This window comes from Aquisphaera insulae (assembly GCF_011064615.1).
Taxonomy (GTDB): domain Bacteria; phylum Planctomycetota; class Planctomycetia; order Isosphaerales; family Isosphaeraceae; genus Aquisphaera; species Aquisphaera insulae.
Map to the genome: position 1 here is coordinate 47,903 of NZ_JAALJH010000031.1, position 21,820 is coordinate 69,722.

A 21,820-nucleotide genomic window follows, 5' to 3' on the forward strand; every position below is an offset into this window, starting at 1 on the left:
TGCACCCGCCGGCGAATCCCCGCGATCACCGCTCGAGGTTCAGGCGGCGAGATGGGGCCCTCGCGGGCGACGGCCTAGCCGCCGCAGCAGGGACACAGCCGCGGCACGAGGATGGTCATCGTGGCGCCGTACTTCGTGAACCGATACGGCTTGCCGTCGAGCGTCCCCCCCTCCTCGGGCTCGGTCCTGTGGGCGGCGATCAGGTAGTAGTTCGCCTCGGTCGGCTCGAACGAGGCCTCGCCGTTGGCGTCGGTCGTCCGCTCGAAGCGTTCGTCGACGCCCGGCTTGAGGGATCCGCCCCGAGGGATGAACGAGACTCGCTCGCCCGCCAGCGGCTTGCCCTTGTAGAGGAGCCGGACCCGGATCGCGGTCCCGGGGCCCATCGGGGCGACGGGGCTGACGATGGGGACCAGCTCCAGGGCGTGGCCGAGCGGCCGATCGAAGCCGGGATGGGCCGCGGGGACCTTGTCCAGGCTCGGGCTCGCGAGGAAGAACACCTTGGCGCTCTTGATGGACCGTTCCGGCGCATAGCTCATCACTCGGTCCGAGGTGTGGCCGGCGACGTGGAGGCCGGGCGCGGCCGGCTCGAACCGCGTCGTCCAGTAGCCTTCCTGAGGGGTGTATCCGGTGTCCGCCAGGCGTTCCTTCAGGTCATATCGCTTGCCGTCCGGCGTGATCACCTCGAATGTCCCCCCCTCGAGCGAGGTCTTGCCGGCGAGCCTGTAATCGCGATGCTCGTTGCCATGGTTGCCGAGCATCAGGTCGAGATGCACCGCATCGCCGACTCGAACGATGCTGGCGTTGGACTGGATCCACGCGTCGTGCGCCCGTGCCGTCGCGGGGATGGAGATGAGGATCAGCAGCAAGACTCGCTTCATGTCGCGCTCCGGGTTCGTGGTTTCGGACGAGGATAAGCCCGAGTCATCGGGTCGGTCATTCGGGCGTCGCCGTCGCCTTTGGTTTCCGGGGGTATTCCATGCGAGTTGCCGCCCCTGTTCGGGCCAATCATCCAGCAGTCCCCCGTTGTGGAAGTCGAAGGGCACCCTTGATGGTACGCGGTCAGTAGGGGCAGCCCGTGTACATCTCGATCGGTGCGCCGGTCGAATTCACGGGCTTCGCCTCGACGCCGGCGAGGCGGGCGAGCTCCGCGTTCGCTTCCTCGAGCATGCCGACCGAGTACCCCGGCCAGCATTTCACGATGGTCCCGCCCCGGGCGACGAGGGCGAGGTACGCCGAGTTCTCCACCTTGTATTCATGGACCAGATCGAGTCGCGGGTCGGAGAGGAGCGGGAATCTCGGCTGGTGGGCCTTCGCCCACCGCCGCGCCACCGGCGGATCGCCGTCGATGATGCCGAAGAAGCGGACGCGATCCCCGTAGTCGTCGCGGAGTCGGTTGAAATAGGGGGCGGCGGCCACGCTGCACGGGCAACCGTCCTTGATGAAGATCAGCGCCAGGGGCCCCTCCCCGGCCAGGTCGCGGAGCGAATAGCTCTTGCCGTCGTCCGCCTCGGCCTGGAAGGCCGGCGCCTCGCGGCTCTCCATCGACCGTGCCGCCGACCGCATCTCCGCCGTCGCGATGTGCGAGTTGATCGACTCGACGATGATGGGCGGCTGCTGGGGGAAGGGCTCGATCCCCAGCTCCGACCGCAGCCTGGCCAGGGCGTAAGCGATCCCGGCCCAGCCGAGGACGATCGCCAGGATCGCGAATGCAAGGTGCTTCATCACGGATGCCTCTCCTCGAATCGATCCGCAGGAATCGGACGATGTAACCACACAACCCGCCCTGAAATTGCTCGCAGCCATCGCGAGGGAACGCCACCGGGCGGACCGACTCGCGAACAGAGCCTGCACCGACGATTCCTCGGCTGCAGGATCGGGCTGACTTCGGAGTACCATGCGATGGCGGTCGACGAGCCGCGGGCGTGACGCCCCGGCGAGGCCGGGCCAACATGACGCGTCACGTCGGAAACGGACGTCCCGGATGGGATCAGGCGCGGCCGATGGCTTCCGGCGGGTCGTCGAGGCGAGAGGCCCGCCGTGCGGGTCGATCGCAGGGGATCGTCGGGGAGCGATGTCGCCAGATCGGCAGGATAGGAGCCTCAAGTCCCGCGGCGAGCGTCGCGGAGGCCGCCCCCGGCACGCCGATGGAGCTGGAAGGGAGCCCCGGATGGCTGCCGCAGGGGATCGACCTCAGACAGGGGGACGGCCGCGAGGGACTCGGCGACGACGGAGAGGCGTCGGGGCCCGGAGCCACGGTCCTGAGTGGGCCGCAGCAGCAGGTCTTCGGGTCGCAGTCGCCGCACTTGCAGTGGCGCCCGTGGTCGTCGGCCGGCGTCGCGGACGCGGAGATCGACGGAGCCGCGGTCGCCGGCGAGCCGATTGCGCACGCGATCGCGGCCGCCAGCATCAGCAGGCGGGCGAGGTTGCGGCCCATGGGTCCTCGGCAGCGGCCGGCGGTCACGGACGATCTCTCCGGAGAGGCAGACGACCCGGCGGGACGGCGCCGTTCGGCCTATCATCGATTCCTGTCCCCGACGGGTCAACCCTCGACGCAGCCCCGCGGGCCGGCCTTACAGCACCGGCGGCAACAGCCACCAGGTCCGGCGGCGGTACTCGGCCCACTCGGGATGGCGGGACAGGCTGGCCTCCTTCGTGATCATGTTGACCGCGAAGACCAGGGCCCAGACGCAGCCCAGCACGACGAACGGCAGCCAGTGCCAGACCATCAGGGCGAAGCTCCCGTAGATCATCATCTCGCCAAGGTAGTTCGGGTGCCGGACGTGGCGGAACATCCCATCGGTGATCAGGCCCTTCCGCAGCCGGAGCGTGAAGTACTTCTGCGCGTCCGCGGCGATCATGATCGCGGTGCCGACCAGGCAGCGTTCCGGGAGGGGGAGGGAGATCCCGCGGATTCGGCGATTCCTCTGCCGTTGTCATACTGACCAGGCAGCAGTCCCTCCGGTACAATCCATTAGATCCCGCAGGACGCTTTCGGGAGGTTGCCATGAGTTCGCACGACTTCGTCATCGAGGGGATCGTACAACCCGACGGGACGTTGGTGCTCGACGCGCCGGCGAAACTGCCTGCGGGTCGAGTCCGGCTCATCGTGCTACCTCTACCGGATGTGCCGCCCGGCGACTCATTTTGGGACATGATGCAGTCCATCTGGGCGGATCAGGAAGCTCGTGGGTTCGTGCCCCGTTCCGCCGAACAGGTGGAGGCGGAACGGCGTGACATGAGGGAAGGTTGGGAGGAACGCCTCCAGGCCATCGAGCGGCTCCAGGCGGAATCCCGGCGCCTCCGTGAGGGGCGGCCATGAGAGTCTGCCTCGATACCAACTGCGTCATCTATCTCGTCGAGAGGAACCCCCTCTGGGCGCCGAAGCTGGTGGCCCGATTGGCGGAGGCCAGGGCGGACGGATATACCCTGGCCGTGTGCGACCTGGCACGTTCGGAGTGCCTGATTGGTCCCCTCCGAGCGGGGGATCCCGCCGTGCTTGCGGATTACCAGCGGTTCTTCTCTAGCGCGGCGGTCGAGATGCTCCCCCTGACGGCCGCCGTCTGCGAGCGTGCCGCCGAAATCCGGGTCGCCTCTGGCCTGAAGATCAAGCTCCCCGACGCCCTGCACCTGGCCTCCGCGACGACGCATGGCTGCAGGCTGTTCCTCACCAACGACGCCCAGCTCGCCGCGTGCGCCGCCATCGCCGTCGAGATCCTGACGTGAGGAATTCGTCGATCGGCAGAGGAGACGTGGCAATGGCCGGCCAATGCGCCGATCGTCAGGGCACCCTGCTTCGGCCGCGGAGGACCTTGATCAGGTACACGGCGGCGAGTTTCGCACCTATGCGATCGCTCAATGCAAAGCGATCGTACGCATCATAATGGCCGTCGAAGATCTCTCCCGCCTCCGCATCGCTCCGAGACCACCTTTCGAGAAGCCCGAGCAAGGCCCGCTCCTCGCGGCCGCCCGGGGAGACCTCTTTGTCCCCCAGCAAGAACTCACGCATGGGCGAACCGAAATGGTAGCTTACGTAGGTCGCCTCTCGCTCGACGCCGTTCGCATCCTGGAAGCGGACCTTGACCCATTGGTTGTCGCTGAAACCTCGATAGTCCTCGAAGGACACCAGCGAGATGGGTTCGGTCACGTCGCGCAGGTATCCGCTCGCGGACAGAGACGCCTCAGCCATGTACTCATACCAGTACCAGAATCCATAACCCGTGGAGACGAGGACCAGTATCGCCAGCACGGGATAGCCGTATTTCCGGAGCAGGCCCCGAAGCCCTCGGACCCCGCCCGCATGGAACGGTCGAAATCTCATGGGCTCCTCCTACAGCACCGGCGGCAACAGCCACCAGGTCCGGCGGCGGTACTCGGCCCACTCGGGATGGCGGGACAGGCTGGCCTCCTTCGTGATCATGTTGACCGCGAAGACCAGGGCCCAGACGCAGCCCAGCACGACGAACGGCAGCCAGTGCCAGACCATCAGGGCGAAGCTCCCGTAGATCATCATCTCGCCAAGGTAGTTCGGGTGCCGGACGTGGCGGAACATCCCATCGGTGATCAGGCCCTTCCTCAGCCGGAGCGTGAAGAACTTCTGCGCGTCCGCGGCGATCATGATCGCAGTGCCGACCAGGCAGAGGCTGATGCAGAGGCAGAACCAGGCGCGATCGGGGAGCGGATAGTCCGGCCGCGACGTCCCCGAGATCAGGAGCCAGCCGAAGACCCAGTACCAGGCGAGCACGCCGAAGAAGACGTTGAGCCCCCCCAGGATCGTGATCCGCCTCTGCCAGGCCGGGTCCGGGAAGGCCAGGTCCTTGATGAACCAGGCCAGCCCGTAACTGCCGTGCATCGCCAGGTAGATCCACGCCGCGATGCTCGTGGTGTGATACCAGGCGATCAGCAGCGCCAGGAAGGGAAACGTGCCGGTCTTCTGGAAGTTGATCACCCAGGCGAACGTCCAGGGCCGAGGGCCGCCGCCGAGGTCGGTCGTGAGGAAGTCGGTAAGGTGCCGGACGGCCACGGCCCAGGCCGGTGCGGGCGTCGCGGCGGACGGGATCGTCGAGGTCGCATCCTGATGGTCGTCGCTCATGACACCGGTATCCGTCACGGCTCGCCGCGGATCAAGGGGGAGCCGACGGCAAGTCCTCGGGGTGGAACGGCGCGGACGCCAGTTCGGCCGTCCGCCGATTCATGGCCCGGCCGAGCGCCAGGCTGAGGGCGAACCAGGCGACCGCGATGGGCACGATGGCGAGCGACGCAGCCGGGCCCAGGCCCGGCATCGCGGCGAGGATCCCGTACAGCCATGCCCCCGCGGCGTCGCCGGCGCGATAGACGGCCGTGTCGATGAGCCCCTTGGCGCGGAGCATCTCGTCGCGGGCGAGCGCCGTGCAGAAGACCTCGCGGGCGGGGCGGGCGATCGCGTAGTCGACGCTTCGGCGGACGACCTGGAACCACTGGAGCGTGGCCAGCCCCGGCCGCAGGTCCAGGAAAACCACCCCGGCGAGCGTGACGATGGGGAGGAGGGCCGTCGCGACCCCCGCGCCGAGGATCGAGAGCAGGCGGCCGGCGACGACGACCTGGAGGAACAGGCCCAGCAGGTTCACCAACAGGTCCACCCGCGCGAAGAAGGCGGCCCGCGTGGAAGGTTCGCCCAGGGAGGTCGCGACGATCCGCGCCTGCTCCATGTAGATGATCGCGGAGCTCGACGTGAAGAGGAGGGTCCACAACCCCAGGCCGATCGGGTAGGGCGAACGGCGGCGAGGCTCCTGCCCGGGCGGCCGGGGAAGGTCGCCTCCATCGGCAGCGAGATCCGGGCGAGCGTTCGGCCGCGGCAGCCTGCTCGCGGCGAGCCGGCCGAGCTCGAGGCAGGCCGCGGCCGCGAGCAAGGGCGAAGCGGCCCCGGCGCGGGCGGCCAGGAGGCCGGCGACGGATGAGCCGAAGGTGGCGCCGAGCGTCCCGCCCGCCGCGATCAGGCCGAAGAGCCGGTGCGCGGGCTCGTTGCCGAAGCACCCCGCCAGCGTCCCCCACCCGACCGAGACGGCCAGCAGGTTCACCACGCTCGCCCAGACGAAGAAGACCCGGGCGGCGATCTCATACCCGGCCGGTCCGAGCGACTGGAAGGCGACGTAGAATCCCACCAGGACGAGCTGCGCCCCCCGCGCGGCGAGGGGCAGGAGGGGACGACCCGGGCGGCGGAGCCGGGCCGAGAGCACGGGCGCGGCCACCAGCATCATCGCGAGCGTACCGAGGAAGAGCGCGGGGAGATGCGCCGGCCCCGCGGCGATCCCCATGGCGTCGCGGACCGGGCGGATTAGGTAGTTCGCCGCCAGGAGGCAGAAGAGGAAGGCCATCGCCCGGCGGAGCGGCCCGGCCTCGCCGTCGCGGACATCGACCAGCACCCGGATCGAACACGCGGACCTCGCGCGGCCGATCACGGCCGGGGGAGCCGGGACTTCCACGCCGCCAGGACCTTCGCCTCGCGCTCCGGCGTGATCCCCGCCCGCAGCTTGGCCCGACGTTCCGGCGACTGGGCCCTGAACCAGTCGAGGGTCGCCTTCGCCGTGTCCAGGATGGGCCGGAACGTCAGCCCGGCCTTGATGGCGCGGGCGTTGCTGACCTTCGCAAACCCGGCCGACTCGCCGCCGTTGGGCACCCAGGCGGGCATGTCGCTCCACGGCTGGACGCCTTCCTTCTCCAGGAACGCGGCGTCGGCCCAGGTGAAGGTGGCATCGCTGCCGGACGCCGCCTTGCAGGCGGCGAGGGTCCGGCCCATCGAGAGCGACTCCGCCGGGCCGAGGGCATTGAAGACGCCCATGGTCCGGTCCTCGATCAGGCGGACGAGGAACTCCCCCAGGTCGCGGACGTCGATGAGCTGGATCGGGTCGTCGGGCGCCCCCGGTGCCAGCACCTCGCCGCCGCGGGCGATCCGGACGGGCCAGTAGGTGAACCGGTCGCTCGGATCCTCGGGCCCGACGATCAGGCCGGGCCGGACCACCGCGGCCTTGCCGGGACAGGCCGCCTCCGCCGCCTTCTCGCTCAGGGCCTTGAGGGCCCCGTAGGTCTGGCCGTCCACCTTCTCCACCTTCGGATCGGCGATCGTGGCCACCGCCGCCGACTCGTCGGCGCCGGGCTTGCTCAGGTCGCTGTAGACCGAGACGGACGAGATGTAGACATACTGGCCCAGGTCCGGGCCCAGTACGTCCGCCGCCTGCTTCACCCACCGGGGGACGTTCGCCGAGGTGTCCACGACGGCGTCGAACTTTCGCCCCTTGAGCGCCTCGAGGTCCCCCGTCTCGCGGTCTCCGTGCAGCTTCTCCAGGCCCGGGAAGAGCCCCGGCCGCGTCTTGCCGCGATTGAAGAGCGTGACCCGGTGCCCCCGGCGGACGGCCGCCTCGACGACCTGCGGCCCGAGGAACCCCGTCCCTCCCAGCATCAGGATCGACCGCGACTTGTCGGCCCGGCCCATCGCCGTTCCACCCACCCCGCCGGCCGCCAGCATCGCCGCCGACATCCCGAGAAACTCCCTGCGACTCGTCATCCTCCACCCCCTTGCCGCGGACCAACCTTCTCCTACCTTTGGATCTCCCGGTAGAGTCACCACCGTGACGCGGTCGCGCCGGGACCGCCCCATGGATTCTTGAAATCGTAGGCTCCTGCCGCAAGCGGATACAATCGAGGACCGCCGTCGGGAATGCTGACGGAAAGGGGCGGACGCGATGGAGATTGTCAGCAACCGCCCTCCAAGCTCTCCTCCCCGGCCTTCCCAACAATGGCCGATCGAAGCTCCGTCCAGAGGCCCGGGGCAATGTCGGCGGGCCCGTTCCGGGTGACGATCGCCAGGCCGTCCTCGGGCGAGCAGCCCCGCACCAGGGCGATGGCCACCCCCGCGACGGCCGGCGTGCGGCTCAGGCCCGCGCCGCAGCAGACGAGCGTCGGGACATCCGCACGCAGCAGGAGGACGACCAGCTCCACGGCCGCCCGCAGCAGCCAGGGCGGATTGCCGGCGCCGTCGATCAGGGGGAAGCGGGCGTGGATCATGTCGCGCGGCAAGGAGGCCGGCGGCTCGTCGATCGCCAGCTCGACGACGGCCCCGAGTCCCGCCTCGTGCAATCCGGCGACATCCCGAGCATCCCCCGCATGACCGAGCCAGAGGGGATAACCGGCGATCCGACGCATGGTCATCCTCGATCCGGGGACGGTACGGCGAGCTCCTTGACGAACCGGAAGCTCGACGCCGCATAGCCGAGGCGTTCGTAGAAGGCATGGGCCTCGACGAGCCGGCGGTTGCTGGTGATCTCGATGAGGCCGCAGCCGGAGGCCGAGAGGGCGGATTCGGCGGCGGCGACGAGGGCCCGGCCGATGCCCTGGCCGCGATATCGCGCGTCGACGATCAGGGCCGTGATCCGCCCCACGGGCTTCGGCCGGTGGAGGACGATCGTCCGATGGAGCATTGCCGCGCCGAGGAGCCCACCATCGGGCATCGCGGCGACCAGCGCGGAGTTACCCTCGGCGGACCATTCCGCCCAGCGGCCGGCGATCGACTCCGCCGACGACGGATGCCGCAACTCGGCGAAGAGGCGAGAGAGTTCCGACGCGTCGCCCGGGACACCAGGGCGGATCTCGTGTTGCGGCGGCGATCCCGTCGTTGCCATGGGTCATTCCGCCGGCGGCTTGATGCCCAGGAGGCGGAGCGTCTCCTCATCCGGGCGGCCCTGGAAGAACCGTACCAGGAGGCGTTCGAACACCGAGCCCGCCGGGGCGACGGCCGCGAAGAGGGTGGCGCAGGAGCGGAGCTTCATGTCGTCCGGCGAGCCGAAGATCTCGCGCGCGGAGCGGTCCGCGACGCCGAGCGCGGCCTCGCCGATCTCGACCAGCCGCGGGCCGAGCACCGGATGGGCGAGATAGGCCCGCGCCTCGTCAAGGCTCGTGATCGCGTACCGCCGCGACATCGAGCTGAAGCCCAGGCCCTCGAGCTGCGGGAACACGTACCACATCCAGTGCGATCGCTTGCGGCCGGCGCGAATCTCCGCCAGGGCCTGATCGTAATCGCCTCGCTGGGCGATCTCGAATCGATTCAGGTCGAACGGGTCGCCGGCGACGCTGGCGTCACTTGAGCTTGTCATCAAACCTCCTCGCTGGCAGCCGATCCCATGTAGTGTATCGAGGCCGGCGACGGCCCGGCAATCGCCGGGGTGCCGCGGGGTTGACGGGGGGGCCTGGCTTCCCTAGCCTTGCAGGGGCGGCGACCACACCGAAACCGAGGAGGTAGGGCATGCGACGTCGCGAGATGCTCGGAGCTCTGGGCGCGAGCCCGCTGGTCGCGGCGGCGGCGGTGGCGCGCGATGCAGCCGGCGACGGCGACGATCCGCCCGAGGCGAATCACGGGGTCGGTGTCGCCGTCAAGTCTCCGCGGACGGCTTGCCTGGAGCGATGCGAGCGACTCGCGAAGCTCTGCCTGGTCATCGCCTATCAGCTCCTGGACGACATGAAGGCCGGCCGCGGCGATCGCGACGCCCTGATCAAGCTGCATCGGGCACTCGTGGACGTCCGCGAGTTCGCCACGCTCGCCGCGACCATGGTCCTCCGCGACAGCCCGTTCCGCGCCCCGGCGTGCTCGTCCTGCGCGTATGTCTGCGACCGCGCCGCGACCATCGCCGAGGCGGCGACGTTCGAGGCGAAGGGCCAGGTCATCGAGTCCCTCAGGGAGTGCGCCACCGCTTGCCGCGACGTCACGCACATGAAGCAGGGCCAGCCCTGATCGGGCCGAGGTGAATACAGGAGGCCGACATGTCCTGGGATCCGGAGCGATACCTGAGATTTCGCGGCGAGCGGACGCGGCCGTCGGTGGACCTCGTCGGCCGGATCGCGATCGACGATCCGACGAGCGTGATCGACCTCGGCTGCGGGCCGGGGAACAGCACGGCGGTGCTCCGCGGCCGTTGGCCGGGCGCCGCAATCACGGGGCTCGACTCCGACCCCGCGATGCTCCGCGCCGCCCTCCGCTCGGACCCGTACATGAACTGGATGCAGGGGGACGTGGCCGCCTGGCGGGCCGACGGGGATTTCGACGTCGTCTACTCCAACGCCGTGCTCCAGTGGATCCCGGACCACGCCGAGCTCATCCCCCGTCTCTTCCGCGCCGTGGCGCCCGGCGGCGCGCTCGCGTTCCAGGTCCCGACCCGGGCCGACTCGACCATCTATGCCCAGATCCAGGAGGTGGCCAGCGACCCGCGGTGGAGGGAGATCACCGAGTCCGCCCGGGGCGCGATCGTCGATCATGCCCCGACGTTCTACTACGACCTCCTCAGCGCGAGGTCGTCGCGGCTGGACATCTGGACGACCGAGTATCAACACGTCCTCGAGGGCCCGGAGGCGATCCTCGAATGGATGAGGAGCACGCGCCTCCGCCCCTTCCTGGCCGCCCTGACGAACCCGGCCGACCGCGAGGCGTTCGAGGGCCTGCTCCTGGAGCGGATCGCCGACACGTTCCCCCGCCGGCCGGATGGCCGCGTCCTCTTCCCGTTCCGGCGGCTCTTCGTGATCGCCTACCAGACCAGCGGATGAGCGGCCGGCTTCTCCTTCAATCGCGAGCAGCTCTCGATCGCCTCGTTGTTGTCGCCGCGGGCGCGATCCTCGATCAGGGTGGCGATCAGGGCGGTCCAGCCGGTCTGATGGCTGGCGCCCAGGCCGCGGCCGGTGTCGCCGTCGAAGTACTCGAAGTACAGGTGGTGGTCCTTCCAGGCCGGGTCCTCGGAGAACCGGCCGAGTGAGCCCTGGCAGGGGCGGGGACGGCCGTCCACCGGCAGGAAGAGGAGCGTCAGGCGGCGGCTGAGCTCGTCGGCCACCTGGGCGAGCGAGGCCAGATGGCCGGAGCCCGTGGGGCACTCGACGCAGAGGTCATCCCCATAGAACCTGTGGTATTCCCGGAGGGCGTCGATCAGGAGGACGTTGATCGGCATCCAGATCGGCCCCCGCCAGTTCGAATTCCCGCCGAAGTCGCCCGATTCCGACGCGCCCGGGACGTACCTCACCGAGTAGGTCTGGCCATCCACCCGGAGCTCGTAGGGATGGTCTCGGTAGGCCCGGGAGAGCGACCGCACGCCGAACGGGGAGAGGAACTCCGTCTCATCCAGGAGGCGCCGGAGCGACTGCTCCAGCCGCCTCCGGCCGGCGATCGAGAGGAGGAGCCTGCGCCTCGGCTCCTCGCCCCGCATCTCCAGCCTGTCCACCCGCTTCATGCGGCCTCCGCGATTGGCGAGGAACCAGTCCACCCGCTTCTTGAAGCCGGGCAGCGGCAGCCCCACGGCCTGCTCGTCCAGCACCAGCACGGCCAGGAGCGGCACCAGGCCGATCATCGACCGGAGCTTGATGGGCACGTCCGAGCCGTCGTCGCGCAGGAGCTTGTCGTAGTAGAACCCGTCCTCCCGGTCCCAGAGCCCCCGCCCGCAGGAGTTGTTGATCGCATCGGAGATGAAGACGTAATGCTCGAAGAACTTGGAGGCCACATCCTCGTAGGCGGGGTCGCGGAGGGCCAGCTCGAGCGCGATCTGGAGCATGGTCGTGCAGAAGAAGCCCATCCAGGCGGTGCCGTCGGCCTGCTGGAGCCGGCCGCCGGTCGGGAGCGGGGCCGAGCGGTCGAAGATCCCGATGTTGTCCATGCCGAGGAAGCCGCCGGAGAAGACGCCACGCCCCTCCGGATCCTTGCGGTTGACCCACCAGGTGAAGTTGAGCAGCAGCTTGTGGAAGCAGCGCTCCAGGAAGGTGAAGTCGTCGCCGCCGGTGCGGCGGAAGACCTGGTAGCAGGCCCAGGCGTGAACAGGCGGGTCGACGTTCGACAGGTCGTACTCGTAGGCCGGCAACTGGCCGTTCGGGTTCATGTACCATTCGCGGAGCAGGAGCTGGAGCTGCTGCTTGGCGAAGTGGGGGTCGATCCGGGCCATCGCCACCATGTGGAAGGCCAGGTCCCACGCGAAGAAGGCCGGGTACTCCCACGCGTCGGGCACGCTCAGGACGTCGCGGCTGAACAGGTGCGTCCAGTCGCGATTGATCCGGTTGTCGCGGACCTCACGCGGGTTCGGGTGGTTGGAGTCCCCCTCGATCCAGTCCGGGATGATGTACTGGTAGAACTGCTCGCTCCAGAGGAGCCCGGCATAGGCCTGCCGCGCGATCCGCCGCTCCTCGGGGTGGAGCGGGCCGGTCGTGCGGAGCTCGTGGAAGACGTCCGCCTCCCGGAGCCGGGCCTCGAAGAGGCCGTCGAAGTCCTCGAACGGGGCGGCGGATGCTTCCGCCTCGACCGAGAGCCGGAGCCGGATAACGACCTCGCCGCCGGGCGGGGCCTCGACCATCCGGACGATCGCCGCCTTGGTCCCGCCGTCCCCGGCGACGGCCGACTCGTCGCCCCGGATCAGATACCGGTGGAAGCCGTCCTTGCAGGGCCCCTGCCCCAAGCCCGGGATTTCCAGGACATCGAGGCTCGGCGCCCCCTCGAAGACGCGCGGGTTGGTCTCGTTCTCGGTGAAGACCCATCGTTCGCCGGGGACATCGGCCCGGAGGACGAACCGGCCCAGGGTCTGATGCTCGGCCAGCACGCCGCCATCCGCGGGCGAAATCCGGGGCTTCGCCCAGCGTCCTTCCTCGTAGCCCGCGCCCCACGCCCAGGTGTTCCGGAACCAGAGCGTCGGGAGGACGTGCAGGCGGGCCGGATCCGGGCCGCGGTTGACCACTCGGATCCGGATCAGGATGTCGTCGGGCGATGCCTTGGCATACTCGGCCGAGACGTCCCAGTAGCGGCCCTCGTCGAAGATCCCGGTGTCGACCAGCTCGAATTCCTCGCTCCCTCGCCCGCGGGCGCGGTTCTCCTCGCGGAGCCGTTCGTAGGGGAAGCGCGACTGCGGGTACTTGTAGAGGGCCTTCAGGTAGCTGTGGGTCGGAGTGCCGTCGAGGTAATAGTAGACCTCCTTGACATCCTCGCCGTGGTTCCCCTCCGGATTCGTGAGGCCGAAGAGCCTCTCCTTCAGGTGGGAATCGGCGCCGTTCCAGAGCGCGATCGCGAAGCCGAGGCGGCACTCCCGATCGGCGATGCCGAGGAGCCCATCCTCGCCCCAGCGATAGGCCCTCGCCAGCGAGGCTTCATAGGGGAAGCTGGTCCAGAACGAGTTGTTCGGCGAGTAGTCCTCGCGGACGGTCCCCCACTGACGCTCGGACAGATAGGGCCCCCAGCGCTTCCAGTTCCGCTCGCGGCGGCCATCCTCGGCCAGCCGGAGCGATTCGGCGTCGTCGAAACTCGACACGGCGGCTCTCCCCATCACGTCTCCCGGCGGGCCTCGGTCCCTCGTCTCACCGACCATGGCGATACGACCCGGGCGGCTATCATCTCAATCGATCCCCGGTGGCTCATGCAACAGAGATGCCCTCTCGACGTCTCCGGATGTTGATCGAACGAGCGGACGTGCCGGGCCAACGCCCCGTCCGGTCGACCTGTCAGGTTCTTTGTCGATCGCCCGAGCGCTTACCTTGAAGGTCGCCCCGGCCGAGGCTACTGTAGTATCCGTCACCGACGTCGTCGTGGTGGCACGATCGATGCGCAGCGATCGGCTCTCAGAAGAGGTCCCGGGCGGCCTGCGCCGGGAAACTCTGTCGGGGTGGGTCAGGATGGGGCGATGGCCCTGGAATCTCACGAGGATCTGCCACCTCTCCCTCGTCCTGCTGGGGCTGGAGATGCTCGTCCCCTCCACGGCCCGCGCCGGCTGCCATCTCCCGACGGGTGCCGACCCAGCCCGGTCGCCCGCTGTGCTCCACGACCTGGCGTGGCTCGAGTCGACCGGAGCCGCGGCGGAATGGTCCGATCCGGTGCCGCCATGGCCGAAGGCTCCCTGCACGGGCGCCTTCTGCTCGGGGAATCCCGACCCGGCGCGTTCGGCGGTCCCGTCGGTCCCCCCGACATCGGATGAGCGGTGGGCGAGCGTCGACCGCATCGATCCCCCACCTCCGATCGGCTCGCGGTTCATCGAGGCCGGCGATGAGCCCTCGCGCCGGGTCGAGGACTCGCGGCGCGTCTTCCATCCCCCTCGCCGGATCGTCGCGGCCCCCTCAGTCTGACAGCCCCCGACCGCCCTCATCCGGCCGAACGGAGATGGCCGTCGCGTGGCCGCGCGTCATCCGCCTGATCGATGATGCGCCCCTTTTATCCCATCTCGTACGCCCGCGGACGATCGCGGCGTCGTCGCGCCGATTCGTTCCTCAGCCGGGTCGATCCTCGTCGGACGCCGGCGGCGATCGCCGTCCCTCGTCACGTCCTCATCCCGTTCCGTTCCGTTCCATCCGTCCTCATTCCCAGGGAAACCGAATCATGAATCCTCGATTGCGTCGCGGCTTCACCCTGATCGAGCTCCTCGTCGTCATCGCGATCATCGCCGTGCTGATCGCGCTCCTGCTGCCGGCCGTGCAGTCGGCGCGGGAGGCGGCCCGCCGGATCCAGTGCACGAACAACCTCAAGCAGTTCGGGCTCGCGCTGCACAACTACGAATCCGCCGTGGGTCGCTACCCGATGGCCTGCGCCCTGAAGGTCGGCCAGGTCGACGAGACCTACTCGGTCCACGCCCGGATCCTGCCCTACCTGGAGGGGCAGAACCTCTACAACATGATCAACTACAGCCTGTTCTGGGACATCCAGACGACGGTCGCCCAGACGAAGATCGCCGGCTTCTTCTGCCCGAGCGACCCCAAGGGGGACGAGCAGCGGCTCTCCGGGACCATCAACCACTTCGGCACGAGCTACGGCGCGTGCGGCGGATCGTGGCTGATGTGGGATCCGAACATCAATCAGGTGGGCGACGGCATGTTCCTGGTCAACCGGAGCGTGAAGCCCGCCGAGGTCGTCGACGGCCTCTCGAACACGATAGCCGTCTCCGAGGTGAAGTCCCAGTCGCCGATCCTCCGGGACGGTGGCAACCCCAGCGACGCGAACGTCCCGCCACCGACCAGCCCCAGCCAGGTCGGCGCGTTCGGGGGCAACTTCGACCCGACGTTCGGCTTCTCCCAGTGGGTGAACGGCCTCTACATCCACACCGGGATCAGCACGACCTTCCCGCCCAACACCGTGGTCGGCTACCAGACCGGCGGCCAGAACTATGACATCGGCTTCACCACCAGCCGGCTCGGCCTGACGACCACCGGGCGGACCTATGTCGTCTTCCTGGCGAAGAGCTACCACCCCGGCGGCGTCAACACCCTCTTCATGGACGGCTCGGTCCGGTTCGTGAAGAGTTCCGTCGCCATCAACACCTGGCGCGCCCTGGGCACCCGGGCCGGCGGCGAGGTCGTCAGCGCCGACTCGTTCTGATCCCGGCCGGGCGGAGGAGGAAATCCGCCGGCCCGTCCCGGCAACGACCGCGGGCGGGCCGGCGGGATATCCGTCCCGCTCACGCGATGACGCGGCGGGATCTCGCCCGCGCGGCCGACCCGGCACCAAGGACGGCCACCCCGCCCAGGGCGAGGACCAGGCTGGACGGCTCCGGGATCGCGGCGGCGGCGGTGTGGAACGTGAAGTTGTCGACCGCGAAGTAGGCGGGGGGGATCACTCCGTAGGTCCGGTCGTTCTGGCTCGACTGGATGCCGAAGCGGAGCTCGGTGGAGCCGGCCAGGGACGACAGGTCGAGCGTGTTCCAGGTATCGACGATGTACCAGTCGTTCTTGTTGTCGCTGAGGAAGTTGGCCAGGTAGAAATCAACGGTGCCCACGAGCTTGCCGGCGGCGTCATAGCCGCGAATATCGAGGAGCTGATAATCCCCCTTCGTGAAGGCATTGGCGTATCCATAGCCGTCGCCGTCGCGCATCGTGAGGTAGGAATACGTGGTGTTGGTGATCGCGATCGAGTCCGGCGTGGCACCGGCCGCGAGCTTGATCGTGGCGTCGGACGGGTGGAACGGATTGGTCAGGATGGACTGCGGGTCGCTCGGGTCGAGGAGGCGGTTATTGAGGGCGGGGGAACCGTAGGTGAGGGCCACGCCATAGGTCTGCGATCCGTCGGCGCCTCCTCCCGTGATCGAGCTGTACTGATTGAGGAAGCCCGGCGTCTTGTTGTCGGTCATCGTCGAGAACGACCAGCCATACCAGGAGGGGCCATACATGGGATCGACAATGTAGCTGTTATTGTAGGCATTGCCGTCGATCGCGGCGGGGAACGGCGGCGTTGAGCCTGGGTCGCCATTGATGTACGAATTGGCCGACAGGCCGAGCGTCTCGTAGGTGGTCGTCACCGAGCCGGCGCGGGCGACGGGAGACAGGGTCATCACGAGCAGGGCGGCGATCGAGGCGCGTACGGGGCGCATGGGGGTACGGTCCTTTCCATGGCCATGGGCGGCGGCCTCCGGGAAAGGCACCCGCGCGGACGTGGCGCGCCGGAACATGCCCCCCCGATGCTTGAAAGGCCGAAGCATCGCATGGGACCCGTCGGGCCGTGTTCTGGCTCGCGAGTCGAGCGGTCCCGGACGCCTTCCCGCGAGATTGCGGCTCGCAGTGGCAATCTGTCCGGAGACCATCCTCGCTTACAGCGGCGGTCCCGCGCCGGAATTTCACCGGCTTCCTGCCCGGCCTTCCGACCGGGCGCCCGACGGGCATCTCACGGATCCTACAACTGGCCGCATCCATGAGTCAAGGAGCCGTGGGCTCCCGCGTCCGTGCCTGGGTGCGCGGAATCTCTGGAGTTGTGCTTGATCATGGAGCGACGCAGTTTACTTGGCAAGAGTGTCGAGTGATGTCCCCGGCCGCCTGACGTGGAACGGCCGGGGAACGCGTGCGGTCACTCAAGGCTCGCAGGATGAGTCAAAGCCCGGCGAGCGGCCCTGCGGCGGGATGCGGCCCGACCCAGCGGGGCCGCCGCCAGGGCGATCCCCGCGGCCAGGGCCATGACGACACTCGACGGCTCCGGGATAGCGGCGGCCATGTGGATGACGCCCACGCCGGTGAGATCGAACCCGCTGCTGGCGAACGGAGTCGACCACGGGTCGTTGATCAGGTTCCCATGGGAGTCCTTGCTGCCGTAGGCCGGATTGATCGAGCCGACCACATCGACGATCCGGACCTCGGTCACGTGATTGATGTCCAGTCCGGCGGTCCCCGCCAGCTCGGAGAGGTCGAACGGGGTCCCGTACCCGTTGATGTACTTGCCCGCCAGGTTGTTCAAATTGCTGGCGTCGACCGCGCCGAAGCCCCCCACCTGGGTGGTCGTCTGGGTCTCCGAAATCGATGCGAACCGGAAGAAATTGACGCCATCGGAGGAGACTTCCACGAAGGCGAGCTCGAGGAACGCCATCCCCGGGCCTCCGGTCAGGAAGCCGTTCTCGAAGACTGCGAAGTCGGCTCCGGCCCCGTTGGCAATCGGAGTGTTGAAGCTGACCGTGATCGAACCGCCGTCGCCCAGCGAGACTGGCGTCCCGTTCGGCCCCAGGCAGTTGCTCGGATTGCCGTAAGACGCCAACCCGAGGCCGGGATTGCTGATATCCATGGGGCCGCGGTTGATCGAGACGACGGACGAGGCCCACTCCGTGAAGATGGAGCTGCTCCTGGCGTAATTCACCCCGAGCGAACCCGGCTGCCCAACCTGCGGATCGAAGCTTCCCGCGTAGGCCGGGGCAACGGTCATCACCGCCAGCACGCAGGGGACCAGGGTCAGCATCCGGCGACGGGTTCCGAGGATGACCAGGCCCGCCAAACCCAGGCCCATCATGACCACGCTCGACGGCTCCGGGATGGCCGTCGAAAGCGTGAAATTGTCGGCCGCGAAGTAGGCTGGCGTGTTCACGCCCACGGTCGGGTCATTCTGGCTCGACTGGATGCCGAAGCGGAGCTCGGTCGAGCCCTTCAGGGAGGCCAGATCGATGGTCTTCCAGGTGTCGACGATGTACCAGTCGTTCTTGTTGTCGCTGAGGTAGTTGGCCAGGTAGAAGTCGACCGTGCCAACGAGCTTGCCGGAGGCGTCAAAGCCGCGGATGTCCAGGAGCTGATAGTCCCCCTTCGTGAACGCATGGGCGAAGCCGTAACCGTCGCCATCGCGCATCGTCAGGTAGGAGTAGGTCGTGTTGGTGATCGCGATCGAGTCCGGGGTGGCGCCGGCGGCCAAAGTGATGGTCGAGTCGGACGGATGGAACGGGTTGGTGATCGGGTTCGTCGGGTCGTAAATGTTGTCGAACGCCGGGGCCCCGTAAGTCAGGGCCACGCCATACGTCGCCGAGCCATTCGCTCCCCCGCCGGTGATGGAGCTGTACTGATTCGTGAATCCCGGCGTCGTGGTGTCGGTCATCGTCGAGAACGACCAGCCGTACCAGGCGCCGCCGTAAGTCGGATCGATGGTGTAGTTGTTGTTATAGACGTTCCCGTCGATCGAGGATGGAAATGGCGGCGTAAGGGTGGGATCGCCGTTGATGTACGACCCCGGAGCGAGGCCGAGATTCTCAAACGTCGAGGTCACCGTATCGGCGTGAGCCGCGGGAAGCACGGCAAGACCGAGGAAGGCTGCGAGCGCAGCGCGAACGTGGCGCATGAGGATGCGAACTCCTTCTACGAGGATGATTGGGGATCGGGGTGTGACGGGCCCGGCTTCAACCGGGCGGGGTTGGTCGTCGCGCGGCCGGCCCCGGGCACGCGAGCGAGGCGCAGCATGATCCGCAGCACCGCGCCGCGCGTGCAGCGGGCGCGAGGCGGACTCCGGGCTGATCGCGGACGACGATCAGCCCGTCGCTGGGCCCCGGATTCGGCCCGGCCGACGCGGGGGAGTCGTCACCGTCGACGCGGCGCCGATGTCGCCGGCGGAGGTAGCATTCGACCTTCGATCAGAGGCCCGTTGCGGGCGGGAGTGGGATGGAGCACGGGCGGTGCGGTCCTTTCCATGGCCATGGGCGGCGGCCTCCGGGAAAGGCACTCGCGCGGACGTGGCGCGGCGAAACGTGCCCCCCGATGCTTTAAGGCCGAAGCATCACATGGGTATCCCGTCGGGCCGTATTCTGGCTCGCGAGTCGAGCGGTCCCGGACGCCTTCCCGCGAGCTTGCGACTCGCAGTGGCAATCTGTCCGGGGACCATCCTCGCTTACAGCGGCGGTCCCGCGCCGGAATTTCACCGGCTTCCTGTCCGGCCTCTCGGCCGAACGCCCGTCGGGCATGAGGAAGATCCTACGACTTGCTCCGTCGCCGAGTCAATGATGCGGAGGATTTTTGGGTCGATGTGTGCGGAGAGGATCAGGTCTTGATTTCTTGCGGAACCAGGGGTGTAGAAAAGATGGCCGAACATCGGGCTGCCCGACGTCGGGGTGGATGCGAAGGGGCCGCGCCAGTCGGCGCGGCCCCTCCATGGAGATCGGCCTCAGGATGTGAAGGTCCCCGAGACGTCGTTGTCGTTGGTCGTCGCGGTGTTGCCGGTGGCCGACGTGTCCTTGAGGACCACGGTGCCGCCGGGGAGCAGGTCGAGGCCGCCCCCGATGCCCACGCCGGCCGGGCCCGTGGCGCCGGCGGCGCCGGGGAAGGTGCTTCCCGCCGTGCCGTTCGGGTTCCCCCCGACCCCGCCCGCCGCGTTACCCGCGATGTTGCCGGCGCCTCCCACCCCCCGATTCGCCTGATTGCCGGTGATGAGGTCGGTCGCCCGGGATTGGTTGGAGTTCCTCCTCGCGCCCTGCCTGGGCGAGAAGGTGAGGAGGCCGGTCGTCGTGTTGAAGACGCCGCCGCCGAGCCCGGACCCGCCGGCGCCGCCGGTGCCGCCATTGCCGCCGCGGCCGGCACCGCCGTCGCCGCCCGTGCCGCCGACAACGCCGAGGCCGCCCCGACCGCCCTGGCCCTCGCCGCCACGGCCCCCGCCGCCTCCGACGCCGCCGTTGGCCTGGTTGCTCGTGATGTTCACGGTGAGGCCGGTGAAGGAAGCCACGCCGCCGTTGAACAGGCCGCCGCCGACCCCGGCGCCGGCGGAGCCGCCCGTGCCGCCGGCCCCGCCGACCGCGAAGCCGCCATTCCCGGCACCGGTGCCCTGGCCGCCGGTGGCACCGAAGGCATTGCTGCCCCTGTTTCCGACGCCCCCGGCGCCGCCGTTGGCCTGGTTGGCCGTGAAGATACTGGGCGCCGGCACGCGGTTCGACCGCTGCGGACGGAACGTGACCGTGGCGCCGGCCGCGTTGTACATCCCGCCGCCGCTTCCCAGGCCGCCGAGCCCGCCGGACCCACCGAAGCCGGTGCCCGTGGTGTTGGCGAAACCGCCCTCGCCGCCGAAGCCCCGGGCCCCGCCGCTGCCGCCGATGGCGCCGAACGCCTGCCCGGCGACCCCGCCGTTCGCACCCAGCCCGCCGTTGGCTCGATTGGATGAGAAATTCACGGCCGCCGTGCTCAGGAACGTGCCTCCACCGCCATTGAAGACGCCGCCGCCAAGGCCGGATCCGCCCGCGCCCCCTGCCCCGCCGACGCCGGCACCCGCGGCACCACCGTTCCCTGCCCTGCTGCCGGCCGAGCCATCGCTATTGCCGCCCAGACGCCCGATGCCGTTGCCCCCGTCACCGCCCAGGCCACCCTGGCCGCCATTGGCCCGATTGTCTGCGAAAGTGCTGGCGGCGTTCCCCCTGGTACCTCCGCTCACCGACGTACCACCAAGGTTCAACAGGCCGCCACCCTGGGCGAGCCCTCCCGCGCCCCCGCGCCCTCCGCTGCCGCCGCCGCCGTCACCGCCGTTGCCGCCATTCCCGCCCGCGCCCCCCTGGCCGAAGCTCCCGTCGCCGGCCCTACCACCCAGGCCACCCCGAGCTTCGTTCGCCGAGAACGTCGTGGCCGACAGCGACAACTGCGCGCCGGCGGCGTTGAACACGCCGCCGCCGAGGCCGGCTCCGCCGGCGCCGCCGTCACCGCCGGCGCCGCCGATCGCGTTCTGACCGTTCCCACCGGCGCCGCCGGCCGCCCCATTACCAGTCCCGCCGACCCCGCCGGCGCCGCCGTTGCCCCCGACGGCCAGGTTCGAGGCGATCGTGCTGCCGGTGATCGACAGCGATCCGGCCCCGTTGAAGATCCCGCCACCACGTCCGTCCGTGCCGGCCTGGCCATTCCCCCCCGCACCGCCGAACCGGCCGTTCTGGCCGGCCTGGCCGGCGCTTCCGTTGCTGCCGATGGCGACGTTGTTGGCCACGGCCACGGAGGAGAGGGTTACCCGCCCCCCGGTGTTCAGGAGCCCGCCCCCGTCGCCCGTGACGCGGCCGCGCTGGATCGTCAGCTTCTCGATCGACACCTTGCCGCCCAGGACCTGGAGGACGCGGTCCAGGTTGTTGCCGTCGATGATCGTGGCCCCGGAGCTCTTCCCCTTGATCGTGACGTTGCTATTGATGTCCAGGTCACCCGTCGCCGATCCATCCTCGCCGGCACCCGCCAGCGTCAGCGCGAACGTGCCGGCCGGCAGGATGATCGTGTCCGAGCCCGGCTTGGCGTTGGCCGCCTGGATCGCCGACCTCAGCGAGATGTTCCCCGCGGCGTCCTTCCCCTTCTTCAGGTCCACCGCCACCGTGTCCAGCGTCGTGTTGACCTTGAACGTCGAGAGCAGCGCCCGCTCCTCGAGGTGCAGCAGGCCCGGGAAGTAACGCGACGCATTCCGCCGACCGACCCGAACACGGGACCTGTTACCGAACATCGAAGTCTCCCTCGTGAAGTGGTGAAATTTGGCCACCGCATGCCCGAGCTCATCGGGAAGGCCGGACGCTCCCGGACGCGGCGGCCTCGGGAGGACGTGCGAGGGACTCGCCCTCCTGGTGCTCGCCACGTCGCTCCCCTTCGGCATCAAGGAAAGCCCGTCCAGACCGATGCGAAA

Annotated in this window: 21 protein-coding genes and 2 riboswitches; of the genes, 6 read left to right on the plus strand and 15 right to left on the minus strand. The window is 69.0% G+C overall.

The window, feature by feature from the left end; genetic code table 11:
* Positions 1-74: 74 nt before the first annotated feature.
* The 4 genes from G6O54_RS17525 to G6O54_RS17540 form a co-directional block, all read right to left on the minus strand.
* Entirely contained in the window at positions 75-878 is an 804-nt protein-coding gene (locus tag G6O54_RS17525; RefSeq protein WP_165226960.1) for a DUF4198 domain-containing protein, read from the minus strand.
* Positions 879-1,059: 181 nt separating this feature from the next.
* Positions 1,060-1,722, minus strand: a complete 663-nt coding sequence (locus G6O54_RS17530; protein ID WP_165226961.1) for a peroxiredoxin family protein — start codon at positions 1,720-1,722, stop codon at positions 1,060-1,062.
* Between the two features lie 265 nt (positions 1,723-1,987).
* Entirely contained in the window at positions 1,988-2,434 is a 447-nt protein-coding gene (locus G6O54_RS17535) for a hypothetical protein (RefSeq protein ID WP_165226962.1), read from the minus strand.
* A gap of 136 nt (positions 2,435-2,570) precedes the next feature.
* Positions 2,571-2,912 (minus strand): methyltransferase family protein, encoded by a 342-nt coding sequence (locus tag G6O54_RS17540; protein WP_369432145.1) that lies wholly within the window; start codon positions 2,910-2,912, stop codon positions 2,571-2,573.
* Positions 2,913-3,004: 92 nt separating this feature from the next.
* Between G6O54_RS17540 and G6O54_RS17545 the strand changes: the two genes are divergently transcribed.
* Positions 3,005-3,319 carry a hypothetical protein gene (locus tag G6O54_RS17545; RefSeq protein WP_165226964.1) on the plus strand — a complete coding sequence of 105 codons (315 nt, stop codon included), beginning with the start codon at positions 3,005-3,007 and terminating at the stop codon, positions 3,317-3,319.
* Complete coding sequence (locus G6O54_RS17550) at positions 3,316-3,723, plus strand: type II toxin-antitoxin system VapC family toxin (RefSeq protein WP_165226965.1); 408 nt, start codon at positions 3,316-3,318, stop codon at positions 3,721-3,723. Before G6O54_RS17545 ends, G6O54_RS17550 begins: the two co-directional genes overlap by 4 nt.
* Positions 3,724-3,778: 55 nt before the next feature.
* On the opposite strand, the gene G6O54_RS17555 is transcribed toward G6O54_RS17550, so the two are convergent.
* The 7 genes from G6O54_RS17555 to G6O54_RS17585 form a co-directional block, all read right to left on the minus strand.
* The gene (locus G6O54_RS17555) at positions 3,779-4,318 is read right to left on the minus strand and encodes a hypothetical protein (protein WP_165226966.1); all 540 of its coding nucleotides are present in this window, start codon (positions 4,316-4,318) and stop codon (positions 3,779-3,781) included.
* A gap of 9 nt (positions 4,319-4,327) precedes the next feature.
* Entirely contained in the window at positions 4,328-5,089 is a 762-nt protein-coding gene (locus G6O54_RS17560; protein ID WP_165226967.1) for a methyltransferase family protein, read from the minus strand.
* Between the two features lie 31 nt (positions 5,090-5,120).
* Positions 5,121-6,458: an NTP/NDP exchange transporter gene (locus tag G6O54_RS17565; protein WP_165226968.1), complete on the minus strand. Its 1,338-nt coding sequence runs from the start codon at positions 6,456-6,458 to the stop codon at positions 5,121-5,123.
* Positions 6,431-7,537 carry an NAD-dependent epimerase/dehydratase family protein gene (locus G6O54_RS17570; RefSeq protein WP_165226969.1) on the minus strand — a complete coding sequence of 369 codons (1,107 nt, stop codon included), beginning with the start codon at positions 7,535-7,537 and terminating at the stop codon, positions 6,431-6,433. The genes G6O54_RS17565 and G6O54_RS17570 overlap by 28 nt, the downstream gene beginning before the upstream one ends.
* Before the next feature lie 188 nt (positions 7,538-7,725).
* Positions 7,726-8,175: a protein-tyrosine phosphatase family protein gene (locus tag G6O54_RS17575; protein WP_165226970.1), complete on the minus strand. Its 450-nt coding sequence runs from the start codon at positions 8,173-8,175 to the stop codon at positions 7,726-7,728.
* A gap of 2 nt (positions 8,176-8,177) precedes the next feature.
* A complete protein-coding gene (locus G6O54_RS17580) occupies positions 8,178-8,651 on the minus strand; it encodes a GNAT family N-acetyltransferase (protein WP_165226971.1) in 474 nt (157 codons plus the stop codon).
* A 3-nt stretch (positions 8,652-8,654) separates the two neighbouring features.
* A complete protein-coding gene (locus G6O54_RS17585; protein ID WP_165226972.1) occupies positions 8,655-9,122 on the minus strand; it encodes a DUF1810 domain-containing protein in 468 nt (155 codons plus the stop codon).
* Between the two features lie 149 nt (positions 9,123-9,271).
* Here G6O54_RS17585 and G6O54_RS17590 point away from each other — a divergent pair, with 149 nt between their 5' ends.
* Positions 9,272-9,757, plus strand: coding sequence for a four-helix bundle copper-binding protein (locus G6O54_RS17590; RefSeq protein ID WP_165226973.1), 486 nt, complete (start codon positions 9,272-9,274; stop codon positions 9,755-9,757).
* 29 nt (positions 9,758-9,786) lie between these two features.
* Complete coding sequence (locus G6O54_RS17595; RefSeq protein ID WP_165226974.1) at positions 9,787-10,563, plus strand: methyltransferase domain-containing protein; 777 nt, start codon at positions 9,787-9,789, stop codon at positions 10,561-10,563.
* Here G6O54_RS17595 and G6O54_RS17600 read toward each other — a convergent pair.
* Positions 10,545-13,304 carry an MGH1-like glycoside hydrolase domain-containing protein gene (locus tag G6O54_RS17600; RefSeq protein WP_165226975.1) on the minus strand — a complete coding sequence of 920 codons (2,760 nt, stop codon included), beginning with the start codon at positions 13,302-13,304 and terminating at the stop codon, positions 10,545-10,547. The genes G6O54_RS17595 and G6O54_RS17600 overlap by 19 nt on opposite strands.
* Before the next feature lie 346 nt (positions 13,305-13,650).
* Between G6O54_RS17600 and G6O54_RS17605 the strand changes: the two genes are divergently transcribed.
* Together G6O54_RS17605 and G6O54_RS17610 are read left to right on the plus strand one after the other, a co-directional pair.
* Positions 13,651-14,097 carry a hypothetical protein gene (locus G6O54_RS17605; protein ID WP_165226976.1) on the plus strand — a complete coding sequence of 149 codons (447 nt, stop codon included), beginning with the start codon at positions 13,651-13,653 and terminating at the stop codon, positions 14,095-14,097.
* A 250-nt stretch (positions 14,098-14,347) separates the two neighbouring features.
* Positions 14,348-15,340 carry a DUF1559 domain-containing protein gene (locus G6O54_RS17610; RefSeq protein WP_165226994.1) on the plus strand — a complete coding sequence of 331 codons (993 nt, stop codon included), beginning with the start codon at positions 14,348-14,350 and terminating at the stop codon, positions 15,338-15,340.
* 79 nt (positions 15,341-15,419) lie between these two features.
* On the opposite strand, the gene G6O54_RS17615 is transcribed toward G6O54_RS17610, so the two are convergent.
* The 3 genes from G6O54_RS17615 to G6O54_RS38535 form a co-directional block, all read right to left on the minus strand.
* Positions 15,420-16,328: a DUF4465 domain-containing protein gene (locus tag G6O54_RS17615; RefSeq protein WP_165226977.1), complete on the minus strand. Its 909-nt coding sequence runs from the start codon at positions 16,326-16,328 to the stop codon at positions 15,420-15,422.
* 106 nt (positions 16,329-16,434) lie between these two features.
* A riboswitch (cobalamin riboswitch) is annotated at positions 16,435-16,626 on the minus strand.
* A gap of 172 nt (positions 16,627-16,798) precedes the next feature.
* The gene (locus G6O54_RS17620) at positions 16,799-18,538 is read right to left on the minus strand and encodes a DUF4465 domain-containing protein (protein ID WP_165226978.1); all 1,740 of its coding nucleotides are present in this window, start codon (positions 18,536-18,538) and stop codon (positions 16,799-16,801) included.
* A 434-nt stretch (positions 18,539-18,972) separates the two neighbouring features.
* Positions 18,973-19,162, minus strand: a riboswitch (cobalamin riboswitch).
* Between the two features lie 192 nt (positions 19,163-19,354).
* Positions 19,355-21,643 carry a PE family protein gene (locus tag G6O54_RS38535; protein WP_165226979.1) on the minus strand — a complete coding sequence of 763 codons (2,289 nt, stop codon included), beginning with the start codon at positions 21,641-21,643 and terminating at the stop codon, positions 19,355-19,357.
* Positions 21,644-21,820: the final 177 nt, after the last annotated feature.

Excerpts from the sequence above, each read along its gene's own strand:
- G6O54_RS17590 (WP_165226973.1), top strand. The coding sequence starts at position 9,272 with ATGCGACGTCGCGAGATGCTCGGAGCTCTGGGCGCGAGCCCGCTGGTC.
- G6O54_RS17600 (WP_165226975.1), bottom strand. The coding sequence starts at position 13,304 with ATGGGGAGAGCCGCCGTGTCGAGTTTCGACGACGCCGAATCGCTCCGG.
- G6O54_RS17585 (WP_165226972.1), bottom strand. The coding sequence starts at position 9,122 with ATGACAAGCTCAAGTGACGCCAGCGTCGCCGGCGACCCGTTCGACCTG.
- G6O54_RS17550 (WP_165226965.1), top strand. The coding sequence starts at position 3,316 with ATGAGAGTCTGCCTCGATACCAACTGCGTCATCTATCTCGTCGAGAGG.
- G6O54_RS17575 (WP_165226970.1), bottom strand. The coding sequence starts at position 8,175 with ATGCGTCGGATCGCCGGTTATCCCCTCTGGCTCGGTCATGCGGGGGAT.
- G6O54_RS17615 (WP_165226977.1), bottom strand. The coding sequence starts at position 16,328 with ATGCGCCCCGTACGCGCCTCGATCGCCGCCCTGCTCGTGATGACCCTG.
- G6O54_RS17570 (WP_165226969.1), bottom strand. The coding sequence starts at position 7,537 with ATGACGAGTCGCAGGGAGTTTCTCGGGATGTCGGCGGCGATGCTGGCG.
- G6O54_RS17605 (WP_165226976.1), top strand. The coding sequence starts at position 13,651 with ATGGGGCGATGGCCCTGGAATCTCACGAGGATCTGCCACCTCTCCCTC.
- G6O54_RS38535 (WP_165226979.1), bottom strand. The coding sequence starts at position 21,643 with ATGTTCGGTAACAGGTCCCGTGTTCGGGTCGGTCGGCGGAATGCGTCG.
- G6O54_RS17535 (WP_165226962.1), bottom strand. The coding sequence starts at position 2,434 with ATGGGCCGCAACCTCGCCCGCCTGCTGATGCTGGCGGCCGCGATCGCG.
- G6O54_RS17525 (WP_165226960.1), bottom strand. The coding sequence starts at position 878 with ATGAAGCGAGTCTTGCTGCTGATCCTCATCTCCATCCCCGCGACGGCA.
- G6O54_RS17610 (WP_165226994.1), top strand. The coding sequence starts at position 14,348 with ATGAATCCTCGATTGCGTCGCGGCTTCACCCTGATCGAGCTCCTCGTC.
- G6O54_RS17580 (WP_165226971.1), bottom strand. The coding sequence starts at position 8,651 with ATGGCAACGACGGGATCGCCGCCGCAACACGAGATCCGCCCTGGTGTC.
- G6O54_RS17555 (WP_165226966.1), bottom strand. The coding sequence starts at position 4,318 with ATGAGATTTCGACCGTTCCATGCGGGCGGGGTCCGAGGGCTTCGGGGC.
- G6O54_RS17595 (WP_165226974.1), top strand. The coding sequence starts at position 9,787 with ATGTCCTGGGATCCGGAGCGATACCTGAGATTTCGCGGCGAGCGGACG.
- G6O54_RS17530 (WP_165226961.1), bottom strand. The coding sequence starts at position 1,722 with ATGAAGCACCTTGCATTCGCGATCCTGGCGATCGTCCTCGGCTGGGCC.
- G6O54_RS17560 (WP_165226967.1), bottom strand. The coding sequence starts at position 5,089 with ATGAGCGACGACCATCAGGATGCGACCTCGACGATCCCGTCCGCCGCG.
- G6O54_RS17545 (WP_165226964.1), top strand. The coding sequence starts at position 3,005 with ATGAGTTCGCACGACTTCGTCATCGAGGGGATCGTACAACCCGACGGG.
- G6O54_RS17620 (WP_165226978.1), bottom strand. The coding sequence starts at position 18,538 with ATGCGCCACGTTCGCGCTGCGCTCGCAGCCTTCCTCGGTCTTGCCGTG.